A 20,993-nucleotide genomic window follows, 5' to 3' on the forward strand; every position below is an offset into this window, starting at 1 on the left:
GTCGCCGAGTGTTAACATGACTAGCCCGACAAGGTGTCGGGACGTACGGGGCTGAACGGTTTCGACTGCGTACGCAGATTCAGGGGAAGCGTGTCGGTGCAGGCAAGAGACCACCGTAAGCGTCGTTGCAACCAATTAAGCGCCGATTCCAATCAGCGCGAGTACGCCCTCGCTGCCTAAGTAGCAGGCGTCTCTGTCAGTCCGGGTTCGTCCCTCGACCCGGGTACTGGCATCAGCTAGAGGGAATTACCGTCCGACTCGGTCGCGGAGCCGGACGGGACATCCAACAGCGACTGGGATCGTCATCCGAGCTTGTTCGCGAGACCCGGAGATCCGAGCAGAGACCTAGCGAACTGCACACGGAGAAGCCCTGAAGAAGCGGCGGAGGACCCGGGTTCGATTCCCGGCAGCTCCACTTCACTCGCGGACGGCTCATGCTCATGGAGAGCATGAGCCGTTCTCGTTTCGTCGTGGTGCCGTTGACGCCCGGCACGGGCCCCGACGATGTTTCTGCCGAGGCCGGGCCGGCGCATCCTTCTCGGGCGCCCTGATTGCAAGATGGGCGTTGGGCCAGCGTCAGGGGCCATGGTGCCGGCCGCGAAAGGTTGGTGACGTGCCGGGCCAGGCACGGTCCTTCGTATCGGAAGCGCATTTCGCCGGCCACCGAAAGGGCCCATCACGCGTGCGATAATCGGGCATACAGTGCGAAATCCGGTCAAATGTGATGCAAGCAACTGCACATGCTGGCAAACCGCATCGGAAATACCGATAGGTTCTTCTGGATAGCACCACACGGGCGGGACCGGCCCTGGATTGATGGAGGGAACGTTTCATGCCCATCCTGCACGAAAAACTACATGAGATCTATGACGAGGTCTTACACCGTAATGCCGGGGAGACCGAGTTCCACCAGGCAGTGCACGAAGTACTGGACAGCCTCGGGCCGGTGGTGGCCAAACATCCCGACTATACCGATGCCGCGGTGATGCGACGCCTGTGCGAGCCGGAGCGGCAGATCATCTTCCGGGTGGCCTGGGTCGACGATGCGGGCCAGGTACAGATCAACCGGGGATTCCGGGTGGAGTTCAACTCCGCGCTCGGGCCGTACAAAGGCGGGCTGCGTTTCCATCCGAGCGTGAATCTCGGCATCGTCAAATTCCTGGGTTTCGAACAAACCTTCAAGAATTCACTGACCGGTATGCCGATCGGTGGCGGAAAAGGTGGGTCCGATTTCGACCCGAAGGGCCGGTCGGACGGTGAGGTGATGCGTTTCTGCCAGGCGTTCATGACCGAGCTCTACCGGCATATCGGCGAACACACCGATGTCCCGGCGGGAGATATCGGTGTCGGCGGTCGGGAGATCGGCTACCTGTTCGGCCAGTACAAGCGCATCACGAACCGCTTCGAATCCGGCGTGCTCACCGGTAAGGGAATTGCCTGGGGCGGTTCGCAAGTCCGCACCGAAGCCACCGGTTACGGTGTGGTCTTCTTCGTCGACGAGATCCTGCGGGCCAATGCCGACAGCTTCGATGGCAAAAAGGTCGTCATCTCCGGTTCCGGCAATGTCGCCATTTATGCGATCGAGAAGGTCGAAAAGCTCGGTGGCACGGTGATCGCCTGTTCCGACTCCAGCGGCTATATCGTCGATACGGCAGGCATCGACCTGGAGCTGCTCAAAGAGATCAAGGAGCGGCGCCGGGATCGGATCTCCTGCTACGCCGATGAACGTGGCCCCTCGGCCCGTTTCATCGAGGACAGTGCGGTGTGGGAGGTGCCGTGCGATATCGCACTGCCCTGCGCCACCCAGAACGAACTCAACGGCCGTGATGCGGTCGTGCTGGCGAAGAACGGGTGCACGATAGTCGCCGAAGGTGCGAACATGCCATGCACCCCGGAGGCAGTGCGGGTGTTCACCGAAGCGGGGGTCGTGTTCGCCCCTGGTAAGGCCGCGAACGCGGGCGGCGTCGCGACCAGTGCGTTGGAGATGCAGCAGAATGCGTCGCGAAATTCGTGGTCGTTCGAGCACACCGAGGCACGTCTCGCCGAGATCATGCGCGGCGTCCACGACCGGTCGCTGGCGACAGCCGACGAATACGGTTCCCCTGGCAACTATGTCGTCGGCGCGAATATCGCCGGATTCATCCAGGTCGCGGACGCGATGCTCGCACTTGGTGTCATCTGAGTCCCGTGCTGGGGTCCCGTAGCTCGCAACGAGGAGCCGCCCGTGTGCGACTGCGCCACCGAAGGTGCGGCGTCTCGAATCCGAGACCGGCGACGACTGTGTCATGCACATGCAAGCCGGATCCGATATGGCTCACTGTCCCGTACGCGCCTCGCCGGTCTGGGGGCGACTGACAGACGGCTGTCGGCACCATTGGCCGAGTGCGACGGGCTTGTCACCAGTGGCGAGATCAATTCCGAGAAGCAGGCCGGGCGGTTGGCGAAAGATGCCGTCTGACCTGCTTCTTCTCTGAGGCCCAATACGGCTGAACGCGAACCTGCCAGAACATAATGGCCGGTGAGCGACCGCGCTCCAGCCGCGTCCAGCACTCAAAGGTCGAACATGAGTGCTCAGGCCGCTGCGGCACGGGCCTGTTCGGACTAGACGCAGATCCCGCGGAGGTCCAGTGCGGTGACGTTGGTGTATCCGGCTGCCGGTTGGTAGTCGGGCAGACCGTCGTAGTAGACGGCACTGACGATGTGCTGGCCCGCGACATCCGGAATCCAGAGGATGCTCGCGGTGCCGTTGACGACCGGCACGGTTCCGACGATGTTTCCGCCGAGGCCGGGCAGGCGGCTCGTGAATTCGACGACACCGCTCTGCACCGGGGTGCCGTCAGGCCGCTGCACCGTCGCCTGCGCAGTCCGCGCACAGCCGACCGCCGCAACACTGTTCGCACCGAGTGACAAGCCGCTCATCGTCACCGACAGGGTCGGGGTGATCGTCGCATTCGCTTGGGGTGCCAAGGTTATCGGTACTGTCAGACACGCCGCCGCCAGCGCAACACCGGCCGCGCCGCGCGAGAGTCCGCCCATCATGCCCGCCTTTCGCTGTGCCGACCGAGCCCCGCGTGGCCCGGCGTGGGTCGTCGCACGCTACCTGAGACGCGCATCACATCCGTGCAGGCCGCGCCGATAGTTCCGAAGTCCGTTGGTTTGCGGGAGTTGGCTCGTTCGATTGCGGCCTCGATTCTGACGGCGGGTACGCCGTCGAAGTCGATGCCTATGGCGGCGCGAGCTGGGGCGATGGACGGCTCGATGCACGCGGGCGCAGTGCTTCGTTCATGGATGGGCAGGGTGGCTCAGGCTAGTAGGGCGGTGGGTTTGGTCGTCGGTTGTTTGCGACCTCCAGCCCGAGCCGGTACTCGGCCGCGTCGAGCCGCAACTCGTCCAACCGCACTGCCGCATCGGTCGGGAACCGCAACTCCGACAGTTCGGACAGCGGACTCTGCACCAAGGCCTCGGCCTCGCGCAATGCGGTCGGATCATCCGATTCCCGCCCGGCTGCGGCCGGGCGTTCGAACCGGACGACATCCACATCGATGGGATCGATGACCAGCCGATAACCGGACGCGAGTGCCTCGACCCGCGCCGAGCCGACTGCGTACCGGACCCGAGACGCCAAGGTCTGCAACACATTCGCACTACTATCCGGCGGGCGTTCGTCCTAGATCGCGGCGGCGAGCACCACCCGGCCGTGTTCCATGGCGAGCCGGGCACGGACCTTGATACCGGCGATCCGGAGCGGTTGGTCCAAGTTCATCGCGGACCTCGAAGGGGCCGAGCAGCGGCACGCGCACTAAGCCTGCCGTATCGGGCGGCGGAGACGACGTGCCGGTGGATCGGCTAACGACTGTGCGGAAGGATGCCGAGGGAGACGACCAGTCCGGCCGCGATGCATCCGGCGGCGGCCGCGGTGGTCGGGAAGGAACGGGTGATGGTGGCGATGCCGGCTACGAAGATCACGCAGGTTAACGAAGCCAGCAGCGCGGTTCCGCGATCGACACCGGCGGGCCGGTGAAATCGCTTGTGCGTCACTGTCATGGTCACGGGCTACCCGATCTGCAAGTTATGAAACTGTTACCGACGCGACAGGCCGAATTTCATTCAGTGACAACTGCCGACTCCGGCGCGCCGCGAGTGGTAGTACTGGCAGATGGGCAATGACGAGACGGACCCGGACCTGATCGAACTCGCCACCAAGATCTTCGATCTTGCTCGGCACGGCGATGTCGAGCAGCTCACGGCGTACCTCGATGCCGGTGTCCCGGTGAACCTCACCAACGACAATGGCGACACACTGCTCATGCTGGCCGCCTACCACGGTCATCAAGACGTCGTCCAGGTGCTGCTCGCCCGCGATGCGGACCCGAATCGGGCCAACGACAAGGGCCAGACACCGCTGGCCGGTGCCGTCTTCAAGGGCGAGACCGAGATCCTGCGGGCCCTGCTCGCCGTGGGTGCGGACCCGGATGCCGGAACCCCGTCCGCGCGGGCCGCGGCTGCCATGTTCGGCAAGAACGATGTGCTGAACTTGTTCGAGGCGTCCTGAGCGTTGTTCGTTTCTCATGCGCACGAACGCCGATTCGGCGGCGTTCGTGCGGGTCGGTATAGTCGCCGCGGATGAGTAGTGTCACCACCCCAGATAGGTCGAAGCCCGCGAACCGACGATTCGGGCTCGCGGTGTGGCTGGTGCCGGTGCTGCTCGTCGCCTTCGCCACCTGGTGTCTGACGGCGCCGCTGTGGCCCTTCCATCGAATCACCGGTGGGTTCATCGACCTGCAGGTGTACCGGCTCGGTATCGAGGCGCTGCGCGACGGCGCGGATATGTACGGTCAGCTGCCGCAGACCACCATCGGTATCGGCCTTCCGTTCATCTATCCGCCGTTCGCCGCCCTGGTGCTCAGCCCATTCGCGCTGCTGCCATGGGACGCCGCGGCTTTCACCTTCTTCATCTCCTCGACGCTCGCGCTGGCCGTGACGCTGTATCTGGTCGCGCGGCGGCGCTGGCCCGAGCACAGCGCATTGCGGCTCGCGCTGCTGGCCACCTCTTGCGCGACCCCGCTGGCCATGCTGCTGGAGCCGGTCCGCTCCACGCTGGACTTCGGGCAGGTGAATCTGCTGCTCATGGTGCTGGTCGCCGCGGACACGCTGACCGCGAAGCCGAAGTGGCGGCGCGGCATGCTGATCGGCGTGGCCGCCGCGATCAAGCTGACCCCGGCCGCGTTCGTGCTCTACTTCCTGGTGCGCCGGGATTATCGCGCCGCGGTCACGGCCGCGATCACCGGTGCGGTGGCGACCGCGCTGAGCTTCGCGGTCCTGCCCAAGGAATCGGTTACCTACTGGTTCGGGGGACTCGGCAATGTCTCCGGACTCAGTGGCTCGTCCTTCCATACCAACCAGTCGATCCAGGCTGTGCTCGCCCGATTCGACGTGGAGAAGCCGCTGTTCACCGTGCTGTGGCTGCTGCTGAGTGCGGCGTTGCTTGCGCTGGTGGTCCCGGCCATGCGCCAGGCTGCCGAGGTGCCCGCGCTCGCGCTGTCGATCAACGCTGTTTTCACGCTGCTGGTATCGCCGATCTCCTGGTCGCATCACTGGGTGATGATCGCGCCGGCGGTATTCGCGATGGTCTGCTACGCGACCACACTGCCGCGCGGGCGGGCGATCGGCTGGTATGTGGCAATCATCCTCACCACGGCGGCATTCGTCTATGGGCCGCAGAACTGGCTGCCCGGCGATAATCGACGCGAATTGGCTTGGACGCCTTGGCAACACCTGTGGGGCAACACCTACGTCTGGCTGAGCGTGTTGCTGGTCGTTGTGTATCTGGTCGCCGGCAAACGGGCGAAGTCGCAAGCGCGCGAAGCCGATTCCGCGTCGAAGGATATCGATTTCGTCGATCTGACAGGTCCTCGCCCGGCGGCCTGACTCTTTCTGGAATGCTGGGTTTTTGGATGGAGGGCGCCGCGTGGTCGCGATCGATATCGAACGGAATCCGAAGTCACCGTGGCCGCTGACGGCTGTGCGCGCGGTGCACGCGCGCGGGCTCGGCGGGGTGCCGCCGACGGCATTGGTACTGATCGGAATCGTCAGCGTGCAGGTCGGCGCGGCGCTGGCCAAACAGCTCTTCACCGCCACCGGTGTCGCGGGTGTGGTCACGCTGCGACTGTTCTTCGCCGGGGTAGTGCTGTTGGTCGTCTGGCGGTCCGCGCTGCGGATCGAGCGGCGCGCACTACCGGTCGTGCTCGGCTACGGCACCGTGCTCGCCGCCATGAATCTGTGCATCTATCAGGCTATCGACCGGATTCCACTGGGTATGGCGGTCACCCTCGAATTCTTGGGGCCGCTCACTATCGCGCTGGCGGGCTCGCGGCGCTGGACCGATCCGGTGTGGGCCGTGCTCGCCGGTGGCGGCGTGCTGCTGCTGACCAAGGCGGGCGGCGATGTCGGCTGGTCTGGCGTGCTGTTCGCCCTGGCCGCGGGAGCCCTGTGGGCCAGCTACATTCTGCTCAGCGCCGCACTCGGTGACCGGACCAGCGGCGGCGGGGGACTGGCCATCGCGATGGCCTTCGGTGGTGTGCTCATGGTCCCGGTCGGCATTGCCGAGGCGGGCGCCGCACTGTTCCAGCCGTCGGTCCTCGCCGCTGGTTTCGCGGTCGCGATGCTGTCGTCGGTACTGCCGTATTCCGTGGAACTCGAAGCGCTGCGGCGCATTCCACCGCGCGTCTTCGGCGTGCTGATGAGCCTGGAACCGGCGGCCGCCGCACTCGCCGGACTGATTGTCCTCGGCCAGATCATGCATGCGGCGCAATGGGCGGGCGTCATCTGTGTGGTGGCGGCGTCCATCGGAGCAACCCGAACCGCGCGGCGGAAATAGTCGGCAGCCCGAGCCGCCGATTCCGTCTCGGATTCTTGGCGAAGTTGGCGCTGCCTACCGCCCGGTGAGACTGGGACCGGGCGGGGCAGCCACTGATCATTCAACGGAACGGTGCTGAGACCAGAGGGTGGAGTTCGATGAGACTCTCCTGAGAAAATCCGCCGGCGCGCCCGTAGGCTGATGCGATCCGGGCGATTGCGTTCTACGAATTCGGTGGTCCGGATGTACCGCGGATCGTCGGCATCCCGATCCCGAAACCTGGTCCGGCGCGGACTTTCCTGCTCGAGCGGGTGACGGCCGCACCGGAGAAGAGCGAAAGGGAGTGTAGCCCAGGCGAGGTCGTGCTAAACGTGAGTTGCCCCGCGTCCTGGAACGCCTTGTTGCGAACGACAACCGGCGTACCATCTTTCCGTGCCGTGTGCCGATGCGAGCCGCGGCAAGGAGGAGGACGGGCGCGATGGCCGCTAGCCCATCGGCTGGACCGGGCCGCGGTGTGCTCGACGCCGGTTTCCAGATCCTGGAGGCCATTTCGGCGGCACCAGAGGGCTGTGGACTCTCGCAACTGGCCCGCACCACCGGCTTGGCCAAGGCCACCGCATATCGGTTGGCCGAGCAGTTGGTGGCGCTCGGTGCCGTGCAACGGGTGGAGCAGCGATATTTCGTCGGGGAGCGGATGGCGGAGCTGGGGCGGCACTGGCAGGCCGCGCCGACCCTGAGCCGGGCCGTGCAACGCCCGTCCCGGGTATTGGCCGCAGTGACGAATTCGACTGTCGCGGTGTGCATTCTGGATGCGGGTGCGGTTCGGCTGGTCTCCGGGCTCAAGGGGGCCGAATTCTTCCTCGGTGCCATCGCGGATCCGGAGCTGGTCTATCGCACCGCGCTGGCGCAGGTACTGTTCGCGGGACGGGCCGACAACACCGTGCCGCCACCGACCTATTCGGCCACCGAATGGCAGCGTGTGTACTCCGGAATCGTGGATGCCGGAATGGTTTCTGTTGATCATCACAAGCTGATTGCGGGGATCTGTTGTGCCGCAGCGGCAATCCGTCAACCGGGTAATTGCGATGCGGCCGCTATCGGCTGTATCTCACTGTCACAACAGCTTCCGCCGAATCTGCCCGGTCTGGTCGCACATGCCGCCCGCGAAATCGAGAAGAATCTTCGCTGATCGGTTCGTTCAGTGGACCGGGTTGTTTTGCCCGCTCGGCGCGGGAATCAGGATAGATGGGCTGTCGAACGCTGCAAGTAAGGGCCGATCCACCGATGCAAGACTCCGATCTCTGGGGCCACCGCTACGTCTCCTCATCCGTCACCGAAGATGGGCTACCACGATTTCTGGTCCGCGGCACCCGAATCACCCTGTGGTTCGTCGACGAAACCCGGCGCCTGTCCGCCCATGCGGGCGCCAATACCGTGATGTTCGAAGTGGATCCCGACAGCGGCGTCCTGAAGACCCGATCGCCGTTCGCTACCGTCCTGTCCTACCCGCCGGAATTCACCGACCAGGACACCTGGCTCAAAGAATTCCTGCTCCTCGCCCCCGCGTGGACCACCAGCAACGGCACGCTCGTCCTCAGCGACGACCGAATCAGGATCGAGCTGCAACAGACCGTCGACTGCCCCTGATCGCTATGTCACGGGGATGAGGAAACTCTCGACGACTCGACGGACCTTGGGCACGGCATCGGCTTCGCCGAGGCGTAGTGCGGTATTGGCAGCGCAGAGGACGGCCTCGATCTGGAAGGCGGCGAGATCGATATCCAGATCGGCGATTTCGCCCGCATCGACGGCATGCCTGAGTTCGCACGCGATGGTCGCCATCCAATCCCGCTGATCGCGGACCAAGGCATCGCGTACCGGACCAGGACGGCTGTCGAACTCCGCCATATTCGCGACCCGATAGCAGCCGCCCGCGAACAACGGTGTCTGCGCGTAGACGATCCAGAGTTCGATCAGCGCGCGAAGTCGTCGCACGCCACGGGGTTGCGCGCGGGCGGGCCGGATGACGGCATCGATGAATATCTCGCGGGCCAAATCGAGCGCCGCGAGTTGCAGCGTCTCCTTGGTTTTGAACAGGGTCTGCACACCCGCCTTGCTGAGCCCGGTATCGGTCGCCAACTTGCCGAAGCTCAAACCCTCTAGACCATCGAGGGAGGCGGTGTCGACCGCCTGGCGCAGCACGAGCTGACGACTGCGCGCACCGCGCAGCAGGCGCTTGTCCTCGGGGCCGCCCGCCACCCGGCCACCACCCCGCGTTGCCACAGTCATAGCCAAAGAATACGTCCGACCGTATGGTTAAACAACCTCCGTCACCATGGTGTGCAGCAGATCCCGCAGCGTCTGCTGCTGGGCGGCGGTGAGCGAGGTGAGTGGCGACTGTGCGCCGAGCAGATCGAGCGCCTCGGCGCGGCGCCGCTCCCCGGCCGCCGTCAGCACGATCTGCTTGGCGCGCCGGTCGGTCGGATGTGGTTGCCGCCGAACCAGATCCTGCTGTTCGAGGCGGTCCAGCACGAAGGTCGCATTCGACGGCTCGCACGACATCCTGGTGGCCAATTCCCGCGCGGTAATCGGATCCGACAGTTCGCGCAGCGCGATGACCTGTGACGGCGTCATATCCAATGCCTCGGCGACCCGGCGAACGTGCACGTCGAGACGATGCGTGAACTGATGCACCAGCTTGCAGACGTCGCGATCGATCTCGGAATCCACGGCGAGATTCGGTGACGAGTCCGGCTGATCCTTCATATCGCCGAGTCTAGTGTCATGCTTCGAACTGTGATAGTTCTAATTCAAATCATTTGAACTGGAACTATCTGGAGTGGATGTATGCGTCCTGCTGTATTTGCGCTCATGCTGGTGGTCTTCAGCCTGACCACCGGGGAATTCGTGATCGCGGGCATCCTGCCCGCGGTGGCGGACGGTCTCGCGGTGTCGGTGCCCGCGGCGGGTCTGTTGGTGAGCGCGTATGCGCTCGGGATGATCGTCGGCGGGCCGGTGGTGACCGTGGTGACGGCACGACTGCCGCGCAAACCGCTCGTGGTCGGCTTGATGGCGGTGGCGCTCGTCGCGAATCTGGGTTCGGCTCTCGCGCCGAACTATTCGACCGTGCTGCTGGCCAGATTTGCCGCAGGGCTCGTGGTAGCAACGTTTTTCGCCGTTGCTATCGCGACGGTCGTCTCGATGGCCGAACCCGGCCGGGAGGCGGCCGCGGTGGCGCGGGTGGCGCTCGGCATGAATCTGGGCATAATCGGCGGCACCCCGATCGGTACGGCCATCGGCCAATCCTTCGGCTGGCGTGCAACATTCGTGACGGTCGCGGTGTGCGTGGCTGTCGCGCTGCTGCTCGTACTGCTTTTCCTGCCGATGCTGCCCGCGCCGGCGAGCCGATCGGTGCGCGGTGAGCTGCGCGTATTCGCCGATCGCCGAGTGCAATTGGCGATCGGGCTCACCGCACTCGGCAATGTCGGTGTGGTGACGGTGTTTACGTACTTCACGCCGTTGCTCACCGAGGTAAGCGGTTTCGCATCGGGTGCGGTGCCCGCGCTGCTACTGGTGTACGGCGCGGGCGCGGTTCTCGGCAATTTTCTCGGTGGACGGCTGGCCGATAAGGCGCTGATGCGGTCGCTGACGGGTCTGCTCGTCGCCCTGGCGGGTGTGCTGGCGCTGCTGTGGGTGGTCGCGGAGATTCAATGGATCACGGTGGCACTGATTTTCGTGCTCGGTGTGCTGGCCTTCGCGATCATTCCCGGTATGCAGATCCGGGTTGTGACCGCAGCGGGCGCGGCACCCACACTGGCCGTCGCGGTCAATGCCTCCGGATTCCAGCTCGCCGCCGCATTCGCTGGCCGCATCGGCGGCTGGGCCATCGATGACGGACCGGGACTGCGTTCGATCTATCCGATCGCCGCCGTGCTCACGGTATCGGGCTCGGCGTTGGCGCTGCGCATGCTCCGGCGTGATCGAAAGCCCCTGCTGGAATCGAGCTGACCGAGATCATCATTGAATCCGATTGCTGCGCAATCTGTCTCGAGTTGAGCCGCTATTATCTGGCTAGGCGCGCCTACAGCGTCGCAGATATCAGAAGAGGGGTACGACTGTGAGTATGATTCTCGCCGCGGCACATGACACGTATGGAGCAGTCCTGGCCCAACTCGGCAACCCGACACCTGAGGCGCCGCCCCTCGCGGACAAGATCTTGCAGATGGTGCGCTATTTCACCTGGTTCATCCTGCTGGCGGGCATTACCGCCATCACCTACGCGGGCGGTCGGTTCGCCTGGGAGAAGTGGTCCGGTGGTGGCCTGCAGTCGCCGAAGATGGTGGCGGGAGCCATGATCGGCGGTGTCGTCGCCACCAGCGCCGGCACCATCATGAATGCGGTAATCGGCACCTAGGCACGCCATTTGATGGAGCAGCCCATGCTCGGCCGATGCGGCACGGGCACGGGTGCTCCGGTGAGCACCGCCTCGACCGCAGCGCGTAATTCACTGCCGGTCACCGGTTTACCGTTGCCGGGGGTCGATTCGTCGAATGCGCCGCGGTAGGCGAGTTCCAGGTGTGCGTCGTAGAGGAAGAAGTCCGGCGTGCATGCGGCTCGGAACGCGCGGCCCACCTGCTGGGCTTCGTCGACCAGGTAGGGGAACCGCCAACCGGCGCGATCGGCCTGGGCCCGCAGGTGCTCCGGCGCGTCATCCGAGTAGGCGTCGGCATCATTGGTGCAGATCGCCACCGTCGGGATCGTCAGCGTGTCGAGCACCTCGCCGAGCTTCGACTCGAGGTGCCGCACGTATGGACAGTGGTTGCAGGCGAAGATGACCAGTAGCCCCGGCCCGTCCGCGTAGTCGGCGCGGGTGTGGCGGTGACCGTCGAGGTCGGGCAGGGTGAAGTCCGGCGCGGGAGTTCCGATCGGGACCATCAGGGATTGGACCGACATGGGTGCCTCCATCCGAGTCGATATCGAGCGTAGTACGCCCGGCCCGATTTACCGCGCCAGATCCGCTGGATCGGTATTGGCCCCGCACAGGACGACGCAGACCCGCTCACCGGGTTCGGGACGATAGACGCCGGTAGTCAGCGCCGCGACAGCTGTCGCGGCCGCGTGTTCCACGGCCAAGCGGCGATCCTGCCACAGCGCCATCCGTGTCGCGATGATGTCGGTGTCGGGGACGAGCACCGATATCACGTCGTAGTTCTGGGCCGCGTGCAGTGCCAGTTCGGTGGCGCGGCGGGCGCCGAGGGAATCGGCGGCGACCGAATCGACCGGCACGTCCACGATCCGTCCGGCCTGGATCGCATCGTGCAGCGCCCGGCAGCGTTCCGGTTCCACCGCGATCGTTCGGACGCCGTAGTGGTCCGCGGCCGTGGCGACCCCGGCGAACAGACCACCGCCGCCGACAGCGACGACGACCGTGTCCAGTTGGGGGAGCAACTGGTGTATCTCCATCATCAGGGTGCCCGCACCTGCCGCGATATAGGGGTTGTCGTAGGCATGTGAGGGCAAAGCGCCACTGGTATCGGCGAATTCGCGACAGGCGGCGAGTGCGTCGGCGTATTCGGTGCCGACCAGGCGGACCTCCGCGCCGTAGCCGCGCAACCGCTCGACCTTCACCAGCGGCGCGGTGGTCGGTAGGAATACCGTCGCCGGTACGTCCTGTTCGCGGGCCGCCCACGCACACGCGAGTCCGGCGTTTCCGCCGGATGCGATGGTCACGCCCGCATCCGGCAGGGTTGCGTCGTCCTGGTGTGCCTGGATGAAGTTTCGCGCACCACGGGCCTTGAACGAGCCGGTGTGCTGCATGAATTCCATTGCCAGCCACAGCTCGCCGGTTGACGCGACCTGGTCCCCGGGTGCGATGGCGACCGGCCGCACGTGTCCGGCAATCCGATCGGCGGCAGCCTTCACATCGCCGTAGTTCAACTCCATGCTCACTCCTGTCATCGGTACTACCGATCATCTTGCCGCGCTGGGGAACGCCCGGTACAGGACACCGGGCGGATCGGTGAGATGGCGGTCGTAGGCCACCTGTTCGAAGACCGGGGTGTCGCGCATGGTGAAGCCGTGGCGGGTATTCGGATAGGCGCCGAGGTGTGGTGGACCTGCGCCGCGTCGAGGGCCATTTCCAAACGGGTGATCTGCTCGCGCGGCATCGAATCATCTTGGCTCGCATGCTCGATCGACAATTCGGCGGAAATGCCCGCAGCGATGGCTGCGGACTGTCGGGTTGCTTGTCTACCGCCAGGCGGCCGCCGTGGAAACTGGCGGCTTTTCGATATCCGCCGAGTCCTCATATTTGTGAACGAATTGCCGATTTCCCCGCCATGTACTCTGCCTCCATCTGGAAGTTGTAGTCATGCTCTGTCGAAGAGAGGTTGACCGGTGAAACTGATCTGGATGACGGTGACGGCCGCACTTGCCGTTGCCGTGGCGGGATGCTCCGATGACAAGTCGACGACGGCCGTGCCGAGCTCATCCGCACCAGCGGAAACGAGTTCGGTGAATGTGACGCCGGCCGAAAACGAGGAGCCGGGCGGCGGCGTACGAATTCCACTGGGGGAGAACAAGAAAGTACCGATTCCCGCCGATGCGGTGATAGATATCAAGGTGCCCGTCGACTGGGCGGCCGCGAGTGCGAGCCTGCACTGCACGGTAGCCGACAGCACCGGCCGCAACGAAGATCTCCGTTCCACCAATACGAAAAAACAGGAAACAATCGGCGGGAAAGAGTGGATGACGCTGTGGACCTTTTCCTCGCCCGCCGGCGCCGAGGTCACCGTGGGATGTATGGATCCAGAGTCGAAGATCGCCGCCGGCGACGATCGTATGATCCGGGTCGTCCCGCGTGGCGTCACCCCGCGTTGAATCGCGGTGACACAGTCGTCGCGAGAATTCCTCGGTGACTGGACGTCACCGGCGGTCGATAGCCGACCCCTGTAGGCGCAAAGCGATTCAATCGCAACGTCTCGTTGCACGAGGTACCGCATTCGCACGGCACTACCGTATGGCCTGGCTGCGCGTGCCACCCTGCACCGCAACGGTGCCTGCGATCAGCTCTCCGACGGTGTGCCGGACAGCTATCGCGATTACGCGGAACGGATCCCGGACTGCGGCCACATCGTTGCCGGGGCAGCCGCCGCGGTGGCTGGCCGACCGGCTGCTGACCTTCCCCGACTGAGTCGCGAGGCGACGCAGGTAGCCTCGGATTCGTGCCAGAGGTAGCGCCGGGGTATCGGGAGCGGCCGTCGCGGCTCCCCGGTGCCGTGGTGTGGACGAATACCAGTGCCACCGGGGCCGCGGCGTTACCGGTGTTGCCGGATGGCTGTATGGATCTGCTGTGGGGTAATGGCAGGTTGCTGGTTGCCGGTCCGGACACGCGTGCGTATGCGGCCGATGGTTCGGCGGGAACTCGATGGGTCGGGATTCGATTCGCGCCGGGGAGTGCGCCAGCACTGCTCGGGGTGCCTGCGCACGAGTTGCGCGATCAACGGGTGGAATTGGCGGACCTGTGGCCCGCCGCGACCGCTCGGCGGCTCGCGGAACAGGTTGGGGCGCAAGCGGATCAGCCCGCCGCGCTGGAGGCGATCGCAGTGCGTCGGGCCTACGACACCGAACCACCCGACCCGGTGCTGCGGCGGATCGTCGCCACGCTGGACGCCGGATGGTCGGTCGCGGCGACGGCCGAGGCCGCGGGGCTCGGTGCGCGGATACTGCACCGACGCTCGCTCGCGGCCTTCGGCTACGGACCCAAGACATTGGCGCGCATCCTGCGGCTGCAGCGGGCGCTCGCGGTAGCCCGCAGCGGAGTGCCGCTCGCGGACACCGCATTCCGCACCGGATTCGCCGATCAGGCCCACCTCGCACGCGATGTGCGCGAACTCGCCGGAATGCCGTTGAGCGAGTTGCTCACCCGCTCCCGGTGACGGCTCGAGCGGACAGCGGGGCGTACAGATCGACGCTATTACCGTCCGGGTCCAGGATCGTCGCGTAGCGCTGGCCCCAGAAGGCGTCCCATGGCTTCAGTTCGCTGTGGTATCCGGCATCGACGAGTTCGCGGTAGACCGCATCGACCTCGGCGGGGTTCGCGCACTGGAATGCCAGCGCGAGCCGGCCCGCGGCCTTCGGCGGCTGCCAGCCGGGGTGGAACGACTGGATCACGGCCTCGGTATCCAGCGTCAGGCGCATACCGCCGGGCAGGGCGGCCTCGAGATGTCCGTTATCGTCCGCGTCAGGGAACTCGAGACCCAGGCGTCGGTAGAAGGCGAGCGAGGCGGCCATATCGCTGACGACAATGCCGATGACATTGAGTTGTGGAGTCATATCCGCAGCCTATGCCGCACTTCGGCAGGCTTCTTGAACAAATCGGACTCAGCAGGCGGTGGCCGGGATCAGTTCCGCGATCAGGTTCTCCACCAGGATGCGGATCCGGTCGCGGATCGAGCGCACGATGGCGATGTCCTCGCCGGTCGCATCGGGCAGCATCCAATCGCGGTAGCTGATGCCGGGGAAGAACGGACACGCGTCACCACAGCCCATGGTGACGACCACATCGGACATGGCGACCGCGTCCACGGTCAGCAGCTTCGGCGCCTGCGCCGAAATATCGATATCGAGTTCGGCCATGACCGCGACGGCGGCCGGATTGATGGCGGCGGCGGGCGTGCTCCCGGCGGAGTGCACATCAATGCGGTCACCGGCGAGCGCATCGAGGAGTCCGGCGGCCATTTGCGACCGGCCCGCATTGTGGACACAGACGAACAGCACGCTGGGCTTGTGTGCCATGTGCGGGAATACCTTTCAGGCTGGTGAATCGGAGCGGTGCCGTAGTTGAGATGTCTGGGCGAAATGTCGGGATTGTCGGGCAACGGCTGCACCTGATCTGAGTCGTAGGGTGCGTGATACGTATACCAGGGCGGGTGGAGTATGTTTCGCGACGAGGGGGCGACTTTGCCTGCCAAGGCATCTCGAGGGCCGTGATGCGAGAGTTGTTGCCGCACGCGGGATATCGACCAAGAAGAGACCGGTCGGTCATGAAATCGGCATTTTGCCTGGATACGGCGCGGCCCGCGGTGCCGAAGCGGCAGCCGCGGGCAGTGGACGGGCGCAGTAGACTTCACATGGGACGCAGATCGATAACTTTGCGCAGCCGCGCGCGATCGCGCTCGAGCCGCCACGCCTCGTACGCGATCGGAAAGTAGCGCACCCGCTCCGGCAGCAGCGGCACCGTGCGAGCGATGAACCAGCCCATGCCTTCAGCTTGCGTTCGTCGAACTCCGACCACGTCGGGCCGAGCTTGCGTCACGCCGCCTGCGGAGTGGTGCCGACGGTGACGAAGTACTGCAGCCCTAGGCTGATTCGATATGACGACCGATTGGCGGGAACGTGACGGGCGGATCGGCGTGCTCACCGGCGCCGGCATCTCCACCGATTCCGGCATTCCCGACTTCCGTGGTCCCCGTGGTGTGTGGACGAGGGATCCCATCGCCGAACTGTTGTCGACCTACGAGGCCTACCTGGCCGATCCGGAGCTACGTAAACGCTCCTGGCTGGCCCGCCGCGACAATCCGGTGTGGCAGGCTGAACCCAATGCCGCGCATACCGCGCTGGCCGATCTGGAGCGGGCCGGACGTACCATCACGATCATCACTCAAAACATCGATCGGCTGCACCAGCGCGCCGGGTCTTCACCCGGTCGGGTGATCGAAATCCACGGCAATATGTTCGAGGTCGTCTGTGTCGGTTGCGAATACCAGACGAGTATGGCCGCCACCCTGGCTCGCGTGGCGGCGGGTGAGGCGGATCCGCCGTGTCCGGCCTGCGGCGGCATCCTGAAGTCCGCGACCATCATGTTCGGCCAACAGATGGATCGCCGCACCATGACCAAGGCTGCACTGACCGCCGAGGCCAGCGATATTTTCCTGGCAATCGGTTCCTCGTTGCAGGTGGAACCGGCCGCATCGATGTGCGCGCTCGCGGTCGACAGCGGCGCGGATCTGGTCATCGTCAATGCCGAGCCGACGCCCTACGACAGCATCGCCACCGAGGTGATCCGCGAACCCATCGGCACCGCCCTGCCGCGTCTGGTCGCCGAGATATTGTCCAGCTGACCAGGCAACACAACCACGACGGAGCGAGTGTTACGAGTTACGTTCGCGGCCCGTCTCGCGTCCGAGCCGTCGAAGCGCATGCGACGAAGTCGCGAGTCTCGACGGCGCCGCCAGCGACTGCTTGCAGGTCGTTCGAAAGGGTCGGCCGCGAGACAGGAGGGGCCGGGAACACGCAGCGCCGCACGCGCTGCAGATCAGATACGACCGAGCACCCGCTCGACATAGGCGTTGGCGAAGCGACCTTTGGGATCGAAGCGGCGGCGCACCTCGGTGAAGTGATCCCAGTCCGAGTAGCGTGGCCGCAGCGTCTCGGCGGTCTGGAAGTGCCGTTTGCCCCAGTGCGGGCGGCCGTTGTACTTGTCGAAGACCGCCTCGCAGGCGCGGAAATACGGTTCGTAGGCCATGCCGCGGTACTGGTGGACGGCGATGTAGCAGGTGTCGCGGCCGTTCGCGGGGGAGAGGAATGCGTCATCGGGGGCGACCCAGCGCACCTCGATGGGCATCGGCGTATCGAATCGCGTCGCGAGTTCCTTGATCTCGCGGATGGCGGCGACGGAATGTTCGCGCGGAATCGCATATTCCATCTCGGTGAAGCGAATCAGTCGGGGTGAGGCGAAGACTCGATACGAGCGGTCGACCTGGCGACGGTAGCTGCCCGCATATGCCGCCCCGCGATGGATCCACGGCACCAGTCGGGGCCGGCGCTTGCCGAGTCGGCACAGCGCGTCGAAGGCGTAGTTGGACATCAGGATGTCGGCGAACCAGTCGGCGGCCTTACCGCGCGGCTGTTCCGGCAGGTCGACAGGGTTATTGCGTTTGGTCATCGCCAGCGGACTGTGCCCGAACATGTAGAACTCGAAATGCCGGTTGCCCTCGACGTAGGAGTCCAGATCCGCGAGGACGTCCTCGACCGGCACCGGCCGTTCGATTCCCTCCAGTACGAACGACGGCACCAGCTGCAGCGTGACTGCGCTGACCACACCGAGCGCCCCGATGCTCACCCGCGCCGCGCGCCAGCCGTCCGGATCGGACGCCTCGTTCAACTCGACCCGGCTGCCGTCGGCGAGTACCAGTTCGATGGATTGCAGTGCGGCGGAGAGGTTTTGCAGTGTCGCGCCAGTGCCGTGGGTGGCCGTCGCGGTCGCACCCGCAATGGTCTGCACGTCGATATCGCCCAGATTGGGGAAGGCCAGGCCGAGCGAATGCAGCGCATTGCTGGCGGCATTGAGGGTGATGCCCGCCTCGACTCGAACGTGGCCGGTCTCCCGGTCCACGGTGTGGATGCGGTTCAGTTTCGCGAGGTCGAGCAGTATGCCGTCGGTGAGTACGGCATCGGTGAACGAATGGCCCGCACCGGCGACGCGCACGGTCTGTCCGGTGGTGGCGGCGCGGCCGATGATCTCGGCCAATTCTTCGGTACTGCGCGGGGCGGCGATGGCGGCGGGCGCGCACTGTTGATCCCCGGTCCAGTTCCCCCACGAGTTGGTCATGTGTCCAACTGTAAGGGCTGACTCAGATCAGCGCTAGATATGTTCGGTTTTCGGCGCTAGCGCCTGCGGCCCGCGCAGACGAACGACTTGGCCTGTTCGACTTCCTCGTCGGTCAAGGGGGGGACTGCAAGCGGCCGACGCGGCGTGTCATCGCTGCGTACGCCGTTGAGTGCGATGGCCATATAGCGCTGCCAGGTATTCGGATTCACCGACTTGGAGAACTCGGCGTGCGCGTCGACCATATGGATCAGCGCGAAGAAGTCCGAGGGCGCGATATCGGGTTGCAGTGCGCCGGCCTTGCGTGCGCGATCGATGATCGCGGCGACGGTCGGCTTGATCTGGTCGCGCAACTGGGCGAAGCGGTCCGGGTCCTCCTCGAGTTCGAGCATGACCTCGCTGAAGCCGCGATTGGTAGCCAGGTGCGTACAGGCATACTCGAAGAACTGCACCAACCCCAACCAGGGGTCGGGATGTTCGGCCGCGGCCTTGGCTGCCACGGCGAAATCGCCGACGTTCTGTTCGAAGACTTCGGCGATCAGTTCCTTCTTGTTGGCGAAGCGTCGGTAGACGGTGCCGACACCGACCCCGGCGCGTTCGGCCACGTCATCGAGGGTGATCTCCAGGCCGTGATCGGCGAAGAGCTGACGAGCTGCCTCGACGATGCGCTGCTGATTGCGGGCAGCGTCGGCGCGTAGGCGCCGAGGTGGAGGCACGGTAGTGGCGGGATTCACATGCACATCCTAGCAATACGCGGGATTAAGCGGAGGAGTTGTCTCCGTTACTGTGATAGCTTAATTCAGTAAGCGGAGGTGGCTCCTCCGGATCCAGCCTCGAGACGAAGGGGACACATGACTACCACGTTCGACCGTGGGGCACCCGCCTCCGCGAAAACCGACTCGGGCCCCCGCGGCTCGCATGCCCTGCGCTGGTGGGTGCTCGCCGTACTCGGCGTGGCTCAGCTCATGGTTGTGCTCGACGCGACCGTCGTGAATATCGCGTTGCCCGCCGCGCAACAGGACCTCGGCTTCGGCGATGGCGACCGGCAGTGGGTCGTCACCGGTTACGCCCTCGCCTTCGGTAGCCTGCTGCTGGTCGGTGGCCGACTCAGCGACCTGTTCGGCCGACGTAGCACCTTTATTATCGGCCTGATCGGATTCGCCGTCGCCTCCGCGGTCGGCGGCGCGGCCACCAGCTTCGAAATGCTGATCGCGGCCCGCGTCGGACAGGGCGTCTTCGGGGCGCTGCTCGCGCCGGCCGCGCTGTCGCTGCTCACGGTGACCTTCACCGAACCCAGCGAGCGCGCCAAGGCCTTCGGCATCTTCGGTGCGGTCGCCGGCGCCGGTGGCGCCATCGGTCTGCTGCTCGGCGGCATGCTCACCGAATGGGCCTCGTGGCGCTGGGTGATGTTCGTGAACCTCGGCTTCGCCGCCGTCGCGCTGGCCGGTGCGGTACTGCTGCTGGCCAAGCATGTGGTCACCGAGCGGCCCAAGCTCGATATTCCGGGCACCGTCGTGGTGACCGCCGCACTGTTCGGCATCGTCTACGGCTTCTCGCACGCCGAGTCGACCAGCTGGGGCAACCCGGTCACCCTTGGGTTCCTGATCGGCGGCGCGGCGCTGCTCGCGGTGTTCGTGTGGATCGAGGCCCGAGTCGCGAATCCGCTGTTGCCGCTGCGCATCCTGCTGGACCGGACCCGCGGCGGTTCGTTCCTGACGGTATTCGTCATGGGCATCGGAATGTTCGCGATCTTCCTGTTCCTGACTTACTACATGCAGCTGAGCATGGGGTACTCACCGATCAAGACCGGTCTGGCGTTCCTGCCGATGGTGGCGGGTATGGTCGTCTCCTCGACCACCGTGCCCTCACTGCTGCTGCCGAAGGTCGGTCCGAAGGTAGTGGTCGCCGGTGGCTTCCTGGTCGCCGCGGTCGGCATGGCCTGGCTGACCCAGATCGGGTTGGACAGCAGCTACGTCGCGAATATCCTGCCCGCCCTGATCCTGATGGGGCTCGGTCTCGGTGGCGCGATGTCGACCGCCTTCCAGGGCGCGACGGCCGGAGTGCACCATGAGGATGCCGGTGTCGCCTCGGCGACGATCAATACCAGCCAGCAGGTCGGTGGCTCGATCGGCACGGCGCTGCTGAGCACCATCGCCGCCTCGGCCGCGACGGACTACCTGTCGTCGCATACGCCAGGGCCGCTAGCCGTGGCACAGGCCCAGATCGAGAGCTACACGACCAGCTTCTGGTGGGCCACCGCGATTTTCGTCGCCGGTGCGGTGATCACCGGATTCCTGATGCCGAATACGGTTCCGGCGCCGTCGGAAGGTGAACCGGTAATCGTGCACTGAGTCTTTGGCCGCGCCTCCGGCGCGGCGGGTTCGCGGCCCCCTGGTGTCTCGCATCCGAGCCGTCGAGACTCGCGACTTCGTCGCATGCGCTTCGACGGCCGGAGGATCGGTCATGCTGCCGATTGTCGAATGCGAGCGCCAATGCAGTCTCCCGGTCGCGGTGATTGTTACTCGCCGC

The 20,993-nt window shown here is 65.3% G+C and carries 24 protein-coding genes and 1 other RNA gene; 13 read left to right on the top strand and 12 right to left on the bottom strand.

Features of this window, described 5'->3' with window-relative positions:
- The first annotated feature begins 47 nt into the window (after positions 1–47).
- Together ssrA and gdhA are read left to right on the top strand one after the other, a co-directional pair.
- Positions 48–418: a transfer-messenger RNA gene (gene ssrA / locus AB0J29_RS15080) on the top strand.
- A 414-nt stretch (positions 419–832) separates the two neighbouring features.
- On the top strand, positions 833–2,182 hold the full coding sequence (gene gdhA / locus AB0J29_RS15085) for an NADP-specific glutamate dehydrogenase (RefSeq protein WP_364785143.1): 1,350 nt from the start codon (positions 833–835) through the stop codon (positions 2,180–2,182).
- A gap of 419 nt (positions 2,183–2,601) precedes the next feature.
- Here the strand turns inward: gdhA and AB0J29_RS15090 are convergent, their stop codons facing one another.
- From AB0J29_RS15090 to AB0J29_RS15100, 3 genes are all read right to left on the bottom strand, one after another.
- The gene (locus AB0J29_RS15090) at positions 2,602–3,039 is read right to left on the bottom strand and encodes a hypothetical protein (protein WP_364785146.1); all 438 of its coding nucleotides are present in this window, start codon (positions 3,037–3,039) and stop codon (positions 2,602–2,604) included.
- Positions 3,040–3,307: 268 nt separating this feature from the next.
- Positions 3,308–3,637, bottom strand: coding sequence for a hypothetical protein (locus AB0J29_RS15095; protein WP_364785149.1), 330 nt, complete (start codon positions 3,635–3,637; stop codon positions 3,308–3,310).
- Positions 3,638–3,846: 209 nt separating this feature from the next.
- A complete protein-coding gene (locus AB0J29_RS15100; protein ID WP_364785152.1) occupies positions 3,847–4,044 on the bottom strand; it encodes a hypothetical protein in 198 nt (65 codons plus the stop codon).
- A 112-nt stretch (positions 4,045–4,156) separates the two neighbouring features.
- Here AB0J29_RS15100 and AB0J29_RS15105 point away from each other — a divergent pair, with 112 nt between their 5' ends.
- The 5 genes from AB0J29_RS15105 to AB0J29_RS15125 all read left to right on the top strand — a co-directional run bounded on the left by AB0J29_RS15105 (position 4,157) and on the right by AB0J29_RS15125 (position 8,503).
- Positions 4,157–4,552, top strand: a complete 396-nt coding sequence (locus AB0J29_RS15105) for an ankyrin repeat domain-containing protein (protein ID WP_364785155.1) — start codon at positions 4,157–4,159, stop codon at positions 4,550–4,552.
- A 71-nt stretch (positions 4,553–4,623) separates the two neighbouring features.
- Entirely contained in the window at positions 4,624–5,928 is a 1,305-nt protein-coding gene (locus AB0J29_RS15110; RefSeq protein ID WP_364785159.1) for a glycosyltransferase 87 family protein, read from the top strand.
- A 40-nt stretch (positions 5,929–5,968) separates the two neighbouring features.
- Positions 5,969–6,877 carry an EamA family transporter gene (locus AB0J29_RS15115; RefSeq protein WP_364785162.1) on the top strand — a complete coding sequence of 303 codons (909 nt, stop codon included), beginning with the start codon at positions 5,969–5,971 and terminating at the stop codon, positions 6,875–6,877.
- A gap of 457 nt (positions 6,878–7,334) precedes the next feature.
- On the top strand, positions 7,335–8,045 hold the full coding sequence (locus AB0J29_RS15120; protein WP_364785165.1) for a helix-turn-helix domain-containing protein: 711 nt from the start codon (positions 7,335–7,337) through the stop codon (positions 8,043–8,045).
- Positions 8,046–8,140: 95 nt separating this feature from the next.
- Positions 8,141–8,503, top strand: a complete 363-nt coding sequence (locus AB0J29_RS15125; RefSeq protein ID WP_364785168.1) for a hypothetical protein — start codon at positions 8,141–8,143, stop codon at positions 8,501–8,503.
- A gap of 3 nt (positions 8,504–8,506) precedes the next feature.
- Here AB0J29_RS15125 and AB0J29_RS15130 read toward each other — a convergent pair whose 3' ends face one another.
- A complete protein-coding gene (locus AB0J29_RS15130) occupies positions 8,507–9,145 on the bottom strand; it encodes a TetR/AcrR family transcriptional regulator (protein WP_364785171.1) in 639 nt (212 codons plus the stop codon).
- A gap of 27 nt (positions 9,146–9,172) precedes the next feature.
- Positions 9,173–9,622 carry a MarR family transcriptional regulator gene (locus AB0J29_RS15135; protein WP_364785174.1) on the bottom strand — a complete coding sequence of 150 codons (450 nt, stop codon included), beginning with the start codon at positions 9,620–9,622 and terminating at the stop codon, positions 9,173–9,175.
- A gap of 81 nt (positions 9,623–9,703) precedes the next feature.
- Here AB0J29_RS15135 and AB0J29_RS15140 point away from each other — a divergent pair, with 81 nt between their 5' ends.
- The gene (locus tag AB0J29_RS15140) at positions 9,704–10,864 is read left to right on the top strand and encodes an MFS transporter (protein WP_364785177.1); all 1,161 of its coding nucleotides are present in this window, start codon (positions 9,704–9,706) and stop codon (positions 10,862–10,864) included.
- A 115-nt stretch (positions 10,865–10,979) separates the two neighbouring features.
- Positions 10,980–11,270: a hypothetical protein gene (locus AB0J29_RS15145; RefSeq protein WP_174415132.1), complete on the top strand. Its 291-nt coding sequence runs from the start codon at positions 10,980–10,982 to the stop codon at positions 11,268–11,270.
- On the opposite strand, the gene AB0J29_RS15150 is transcribed toward AB0J29_RS15145, so the two are convergent.
- Complete coding sequence (locus AB0J29_RS15150) at positions 11,267–11,809, bottom strand: thioredoxin family protein (protein ID WP_364785180.1); 543 nt, start codon at positions 11,807–11,809, stop codon at positions 11,267–11,269. The two genes, AB0J29_RS15145 and AB0J29_RS15150, sit on opposite strands and share 4 nt — an antisense overlap.
- Before the next feature lie 48 nt (positions 11,810–11,857).
- A complete protein-coding gene (locus tag AB0J29_RS15155; RefSeq protein WP_364785183.1) occupies positions 11,858–12,799 on the bottom strand; it encodes a threonine/serine dehydratase in 942 nt (313 codons plus the stop codon).
- Between the two features lie 570 nt (positions 12,800–13,369).
- On the opposite strand from AB0J29_RS15155, the gene AB0J29_RS15160 reads away from it, so the two are divergent.
- Together AB0J29_RS15160 and AB0J29_RS15165 are read left to right on the top strand one after the other, a co-directional pair.
- Positions 13,370–13,735, top strand: coding sequence for a hypothetical protein (locus tag AB0J29_RS15160; RefSeq protein WP_364785186.1), 366 nt, complete (start codon positions 13,370–13,372; stop codon positions 13,733–13,735).
- 344 nt (positions 13,736–14,079) lie between these two features.
- Complete coding sequence (locus tag AB0J29_RS15165) at positions 14,080–14,793, top strand: helix-turn-helix transcriptional regulator (RefSeq protein WP_364785189.1); 714 nt, start codon at positions 14,080–14,082, stop codon at positions 14,791–14,793.
- Here AB0J29_RS15165 and AB0J29_RS15170 read toward each other — a convergent pair.
- The 3 genes from AB0J29_RS15170 to AB0J29_RS15180 form a co-directional block, all read right to left on the bottom strand.
- Positions 14,777–15,190 (bottom strand): VOC family protein, encoded by a 414-nt coding sequence (locus AB0J29_RS15170; protein WP_364785192.1) that lies wholly within the window; start codon positions 15,188–15,190, stop codon positions 14,777–14,779. The genes AB0J29_RS15165 and AB0J29_RS15170 overlap by 17 nt on opposite strands.
- A 48-nt stretch (positions 15,191–15,238) precedes the next feature.
- Positions 15,239–15,652: a heat-shock protein HtpX gene (locus AB0J29_RS15175; protein ID WP_364508132.1), complete on the bottom strand. Its 414-nt coding sequence runs from the start codon at positions 15,650–15,652 to the stop codon at positions 15,239–15,241.
- Between the two features lie 331 nt (positions 15,653–15,983).
- On the bottom strand, positions 15,984–16,118 hold the full coding sequence (locus tag AB0J29_RS15180; RefSeq protein WP_364785195.1) for a hypothetical protein: 135 nt from the start codon (positions 16,116–16,118) through the stop codon (positions 15,984–15,986).
- Between the two features lie 112 nt (positions 16,119–16,230).
- Between AB0J29_RS15180 and AB0J29_RS15185 the strand changes: the two genes are divergently transcribed.
- Positions 16,231–16,977 (top strand): Sir2 family NAD-dependent protein deacetylase, encoded by a 747-nt coding sequence (locus tag AB0J29_RS15185; RefSeq protein WP_364785198.1) that lies wholly within the window; start codon positions 16,231–16,233, stop codon positions 16,975–16,977.
- A gap of 194 nt (positions 16,978–17,171) precedes the next feature.
- On the opposite strand, the gene AB0J29_RS15190 is transcribed toward AB0J29_RS15185, so the two are convergent.
- Both AB0J29_RS15190 and AB0J29_RS15195 read right to left on the bottom strand, forming a co-directional pair.
- Positions 17,172–18,467 (bottom strand): D-arabinono-1,4-lactone oxidase, encoded by a 1,296-nt coding sequence (locus tag AB0J29_RS15190; protein ID WP_364785201.1) that lies wholly within the window; start codon positions 18,465–18,467, stop codon positions 17,172–17,174.
- Between the two features lie 56 nt (positions 18,468–18,523).
- The gene (locus AB0J29_RS15195; RefSeq protein ID WP_364785204.1) at positions 18,524–19,198 is read right to left on the bottom strand and encodes a TetR/AcrR family transcriptional regulator; all 675 of its coding nucleotides are present in this window, start codon (positions 19,196–19,198) and stop codon (positions 18,524–18,526) included.
- A gap of 117 nt (positions 19,199–19,315) precedes the next feature.
- On the opposite strand from AB0J29_RS15195, the gene AB0J29_RS15200 reads away from it, so the two are divergent.
- Positions 19,316–20,815 (top strand): MFS transporter, encoded by a 1,500-nt coding sequence (locus AB0J29_RS15200; RefSeq protein ID WP_364785207.1) that lies wholly within the window; start codon positions 19,316–19,318, stop codon positions 20,813–20,815.
- Positions 20,816–20,993 lie beyond the last annotated feature (178 nt).

The organism is Nocardia sp. NPDC049707, from assembly GCF_040674855.1.
GTDB lineage: Bacteria > Actinomycetota > Actinomycetes > Mycobacteriales > Mycobacteriaceae > Nocardia.

Coding starts and splice junctions, on each gene's coding strand:
- gdhA (WP_364785143.1), top strand. CDS start 833: ATGCCCATCCTGCACGAAAAACTACATGAGATCTATGACGAGGTCTTA.
- AB0J29_RS15090 (WP_364785146.1), bottom strand. CDS start 3,039: ATGATGGGCGGACTCTCGCGCGGCGCGGCCGGTGTTGCGCTGGCGGCG.
- AB0J29_RS15100 (WP_364785152.1), bottom strand. CDS start 4,044: ATGACAGTGACGCACAAGCGATTTCACCGGCCCGCCGGTGTCGATCGC.
- AB0J29_RS15105 (WP_364785155.1), top strand. CDS start 4,157: ATGGGCAATGACGAGACGGACCCGGACCTGATCGAACTCGCCACCAAG.
- AB0J29_RS15110 (WP_364785159.1), top strand. CDS start 4,624: ATGAGTAGTGTCACCACCCCAGATAGGTCGAAGCCCGCGAACCGACGA.
- AB0J29_RS15120 (WP_364785165.1), top strand. CDS start 7,335: ATGGCCGCTAGCCCATCGGCTGGACCGGGCCGCGGTGTGCTCGACGCC.
- AB0J29_RS15125 (WP_364785168.1), top strand. CDS start 8,141: ATGCAAGACTCCGATCTCTGGGGCCACCGCTACGTCTCCTCATCCGTC.
- AB0J29_RS15130 (WP_364785171.1), bottom strand. CDS start 9,145: ATGACTGTGGCAACGCGGGGTGGTGGCCGGGTGGCGGGCGGCCCCGAG.
- AB0J29_RS15135 (WP_364785174.1), bottom strand. CDS start 9,622: ATGAAGGATCAGCCGGACTCGTCACCGAATCTCGCCGTGGATTCCGAG.
- AB0J29_RS15140 (WP_364785177.1), top strand. CDS start 9,704: ATGCGTCCTGCTGTATTTGCGCTCATGCTGGTGGTCTTCAGCCTGACC.
- AB0J29_RS15145 (WP_174415132.1), top strand. CDS start 10,980: ATGATTCTCGCCGCGGCACATGACACGTATGGAGCAGTCCTGGCCCAA.
- AB0J29_RS15150 (WP_364785180.1), bottom strand. CDS start 11,809: ATGTCGGTCCAATCCCTGATGGTCCCGATCGGAACTCCCGCGCCGGAC.
- AB0J29_RS15155 (WP_364785183.1), bottom strand. CDS start 12,799: ATGGAGTTGAACTACGGCGATGTGAAGGCTGCCGCCGATCGGATTGCC.
- AB0J29_RS15170 (WP_364785192.1), bottom strand. CDS start 15,190: ATGACTCCACAACTCAATGTCATCGGCATTGTCGTCAGCGATATGGCC.
- AB0J29_RS15175 (WP_364508132.1), bottom strand. CDS start 15,652: ATGGCACACAAGCCCAGCGTGCTGTTCGTCTGTGTCCACAATGCGGGC.
- AB0J29_RS15180 (WP_364785195.1), bottom strand. CDS start 16,118: ATGGGCTGGTTCATCGCTCGCACGGTGCCGCTGCTGCCGGAGCGGGTG.
- AB0J29_RS15185 (WP_364785198.1), top strand. CDS start 16,231: ATGACGACCGATTGGCGGGAACGTGACGGGCGGATCGGCGTGCTCACC.
- AB0J29_RS15190 (WP_364785201.1), bottom strand. CDS start 18,467: ATGACCAACTCGTGGGGGAACTGGACCGGGGATCAACAGTGCGCGCCC.
- AB0J29_RS15200 (WP_364785207.1), top strand. CDS start 19,316: ATGACTACCACGTTCGACCGTGGGGCACCCGCCTCCGCGAAAACCGAC.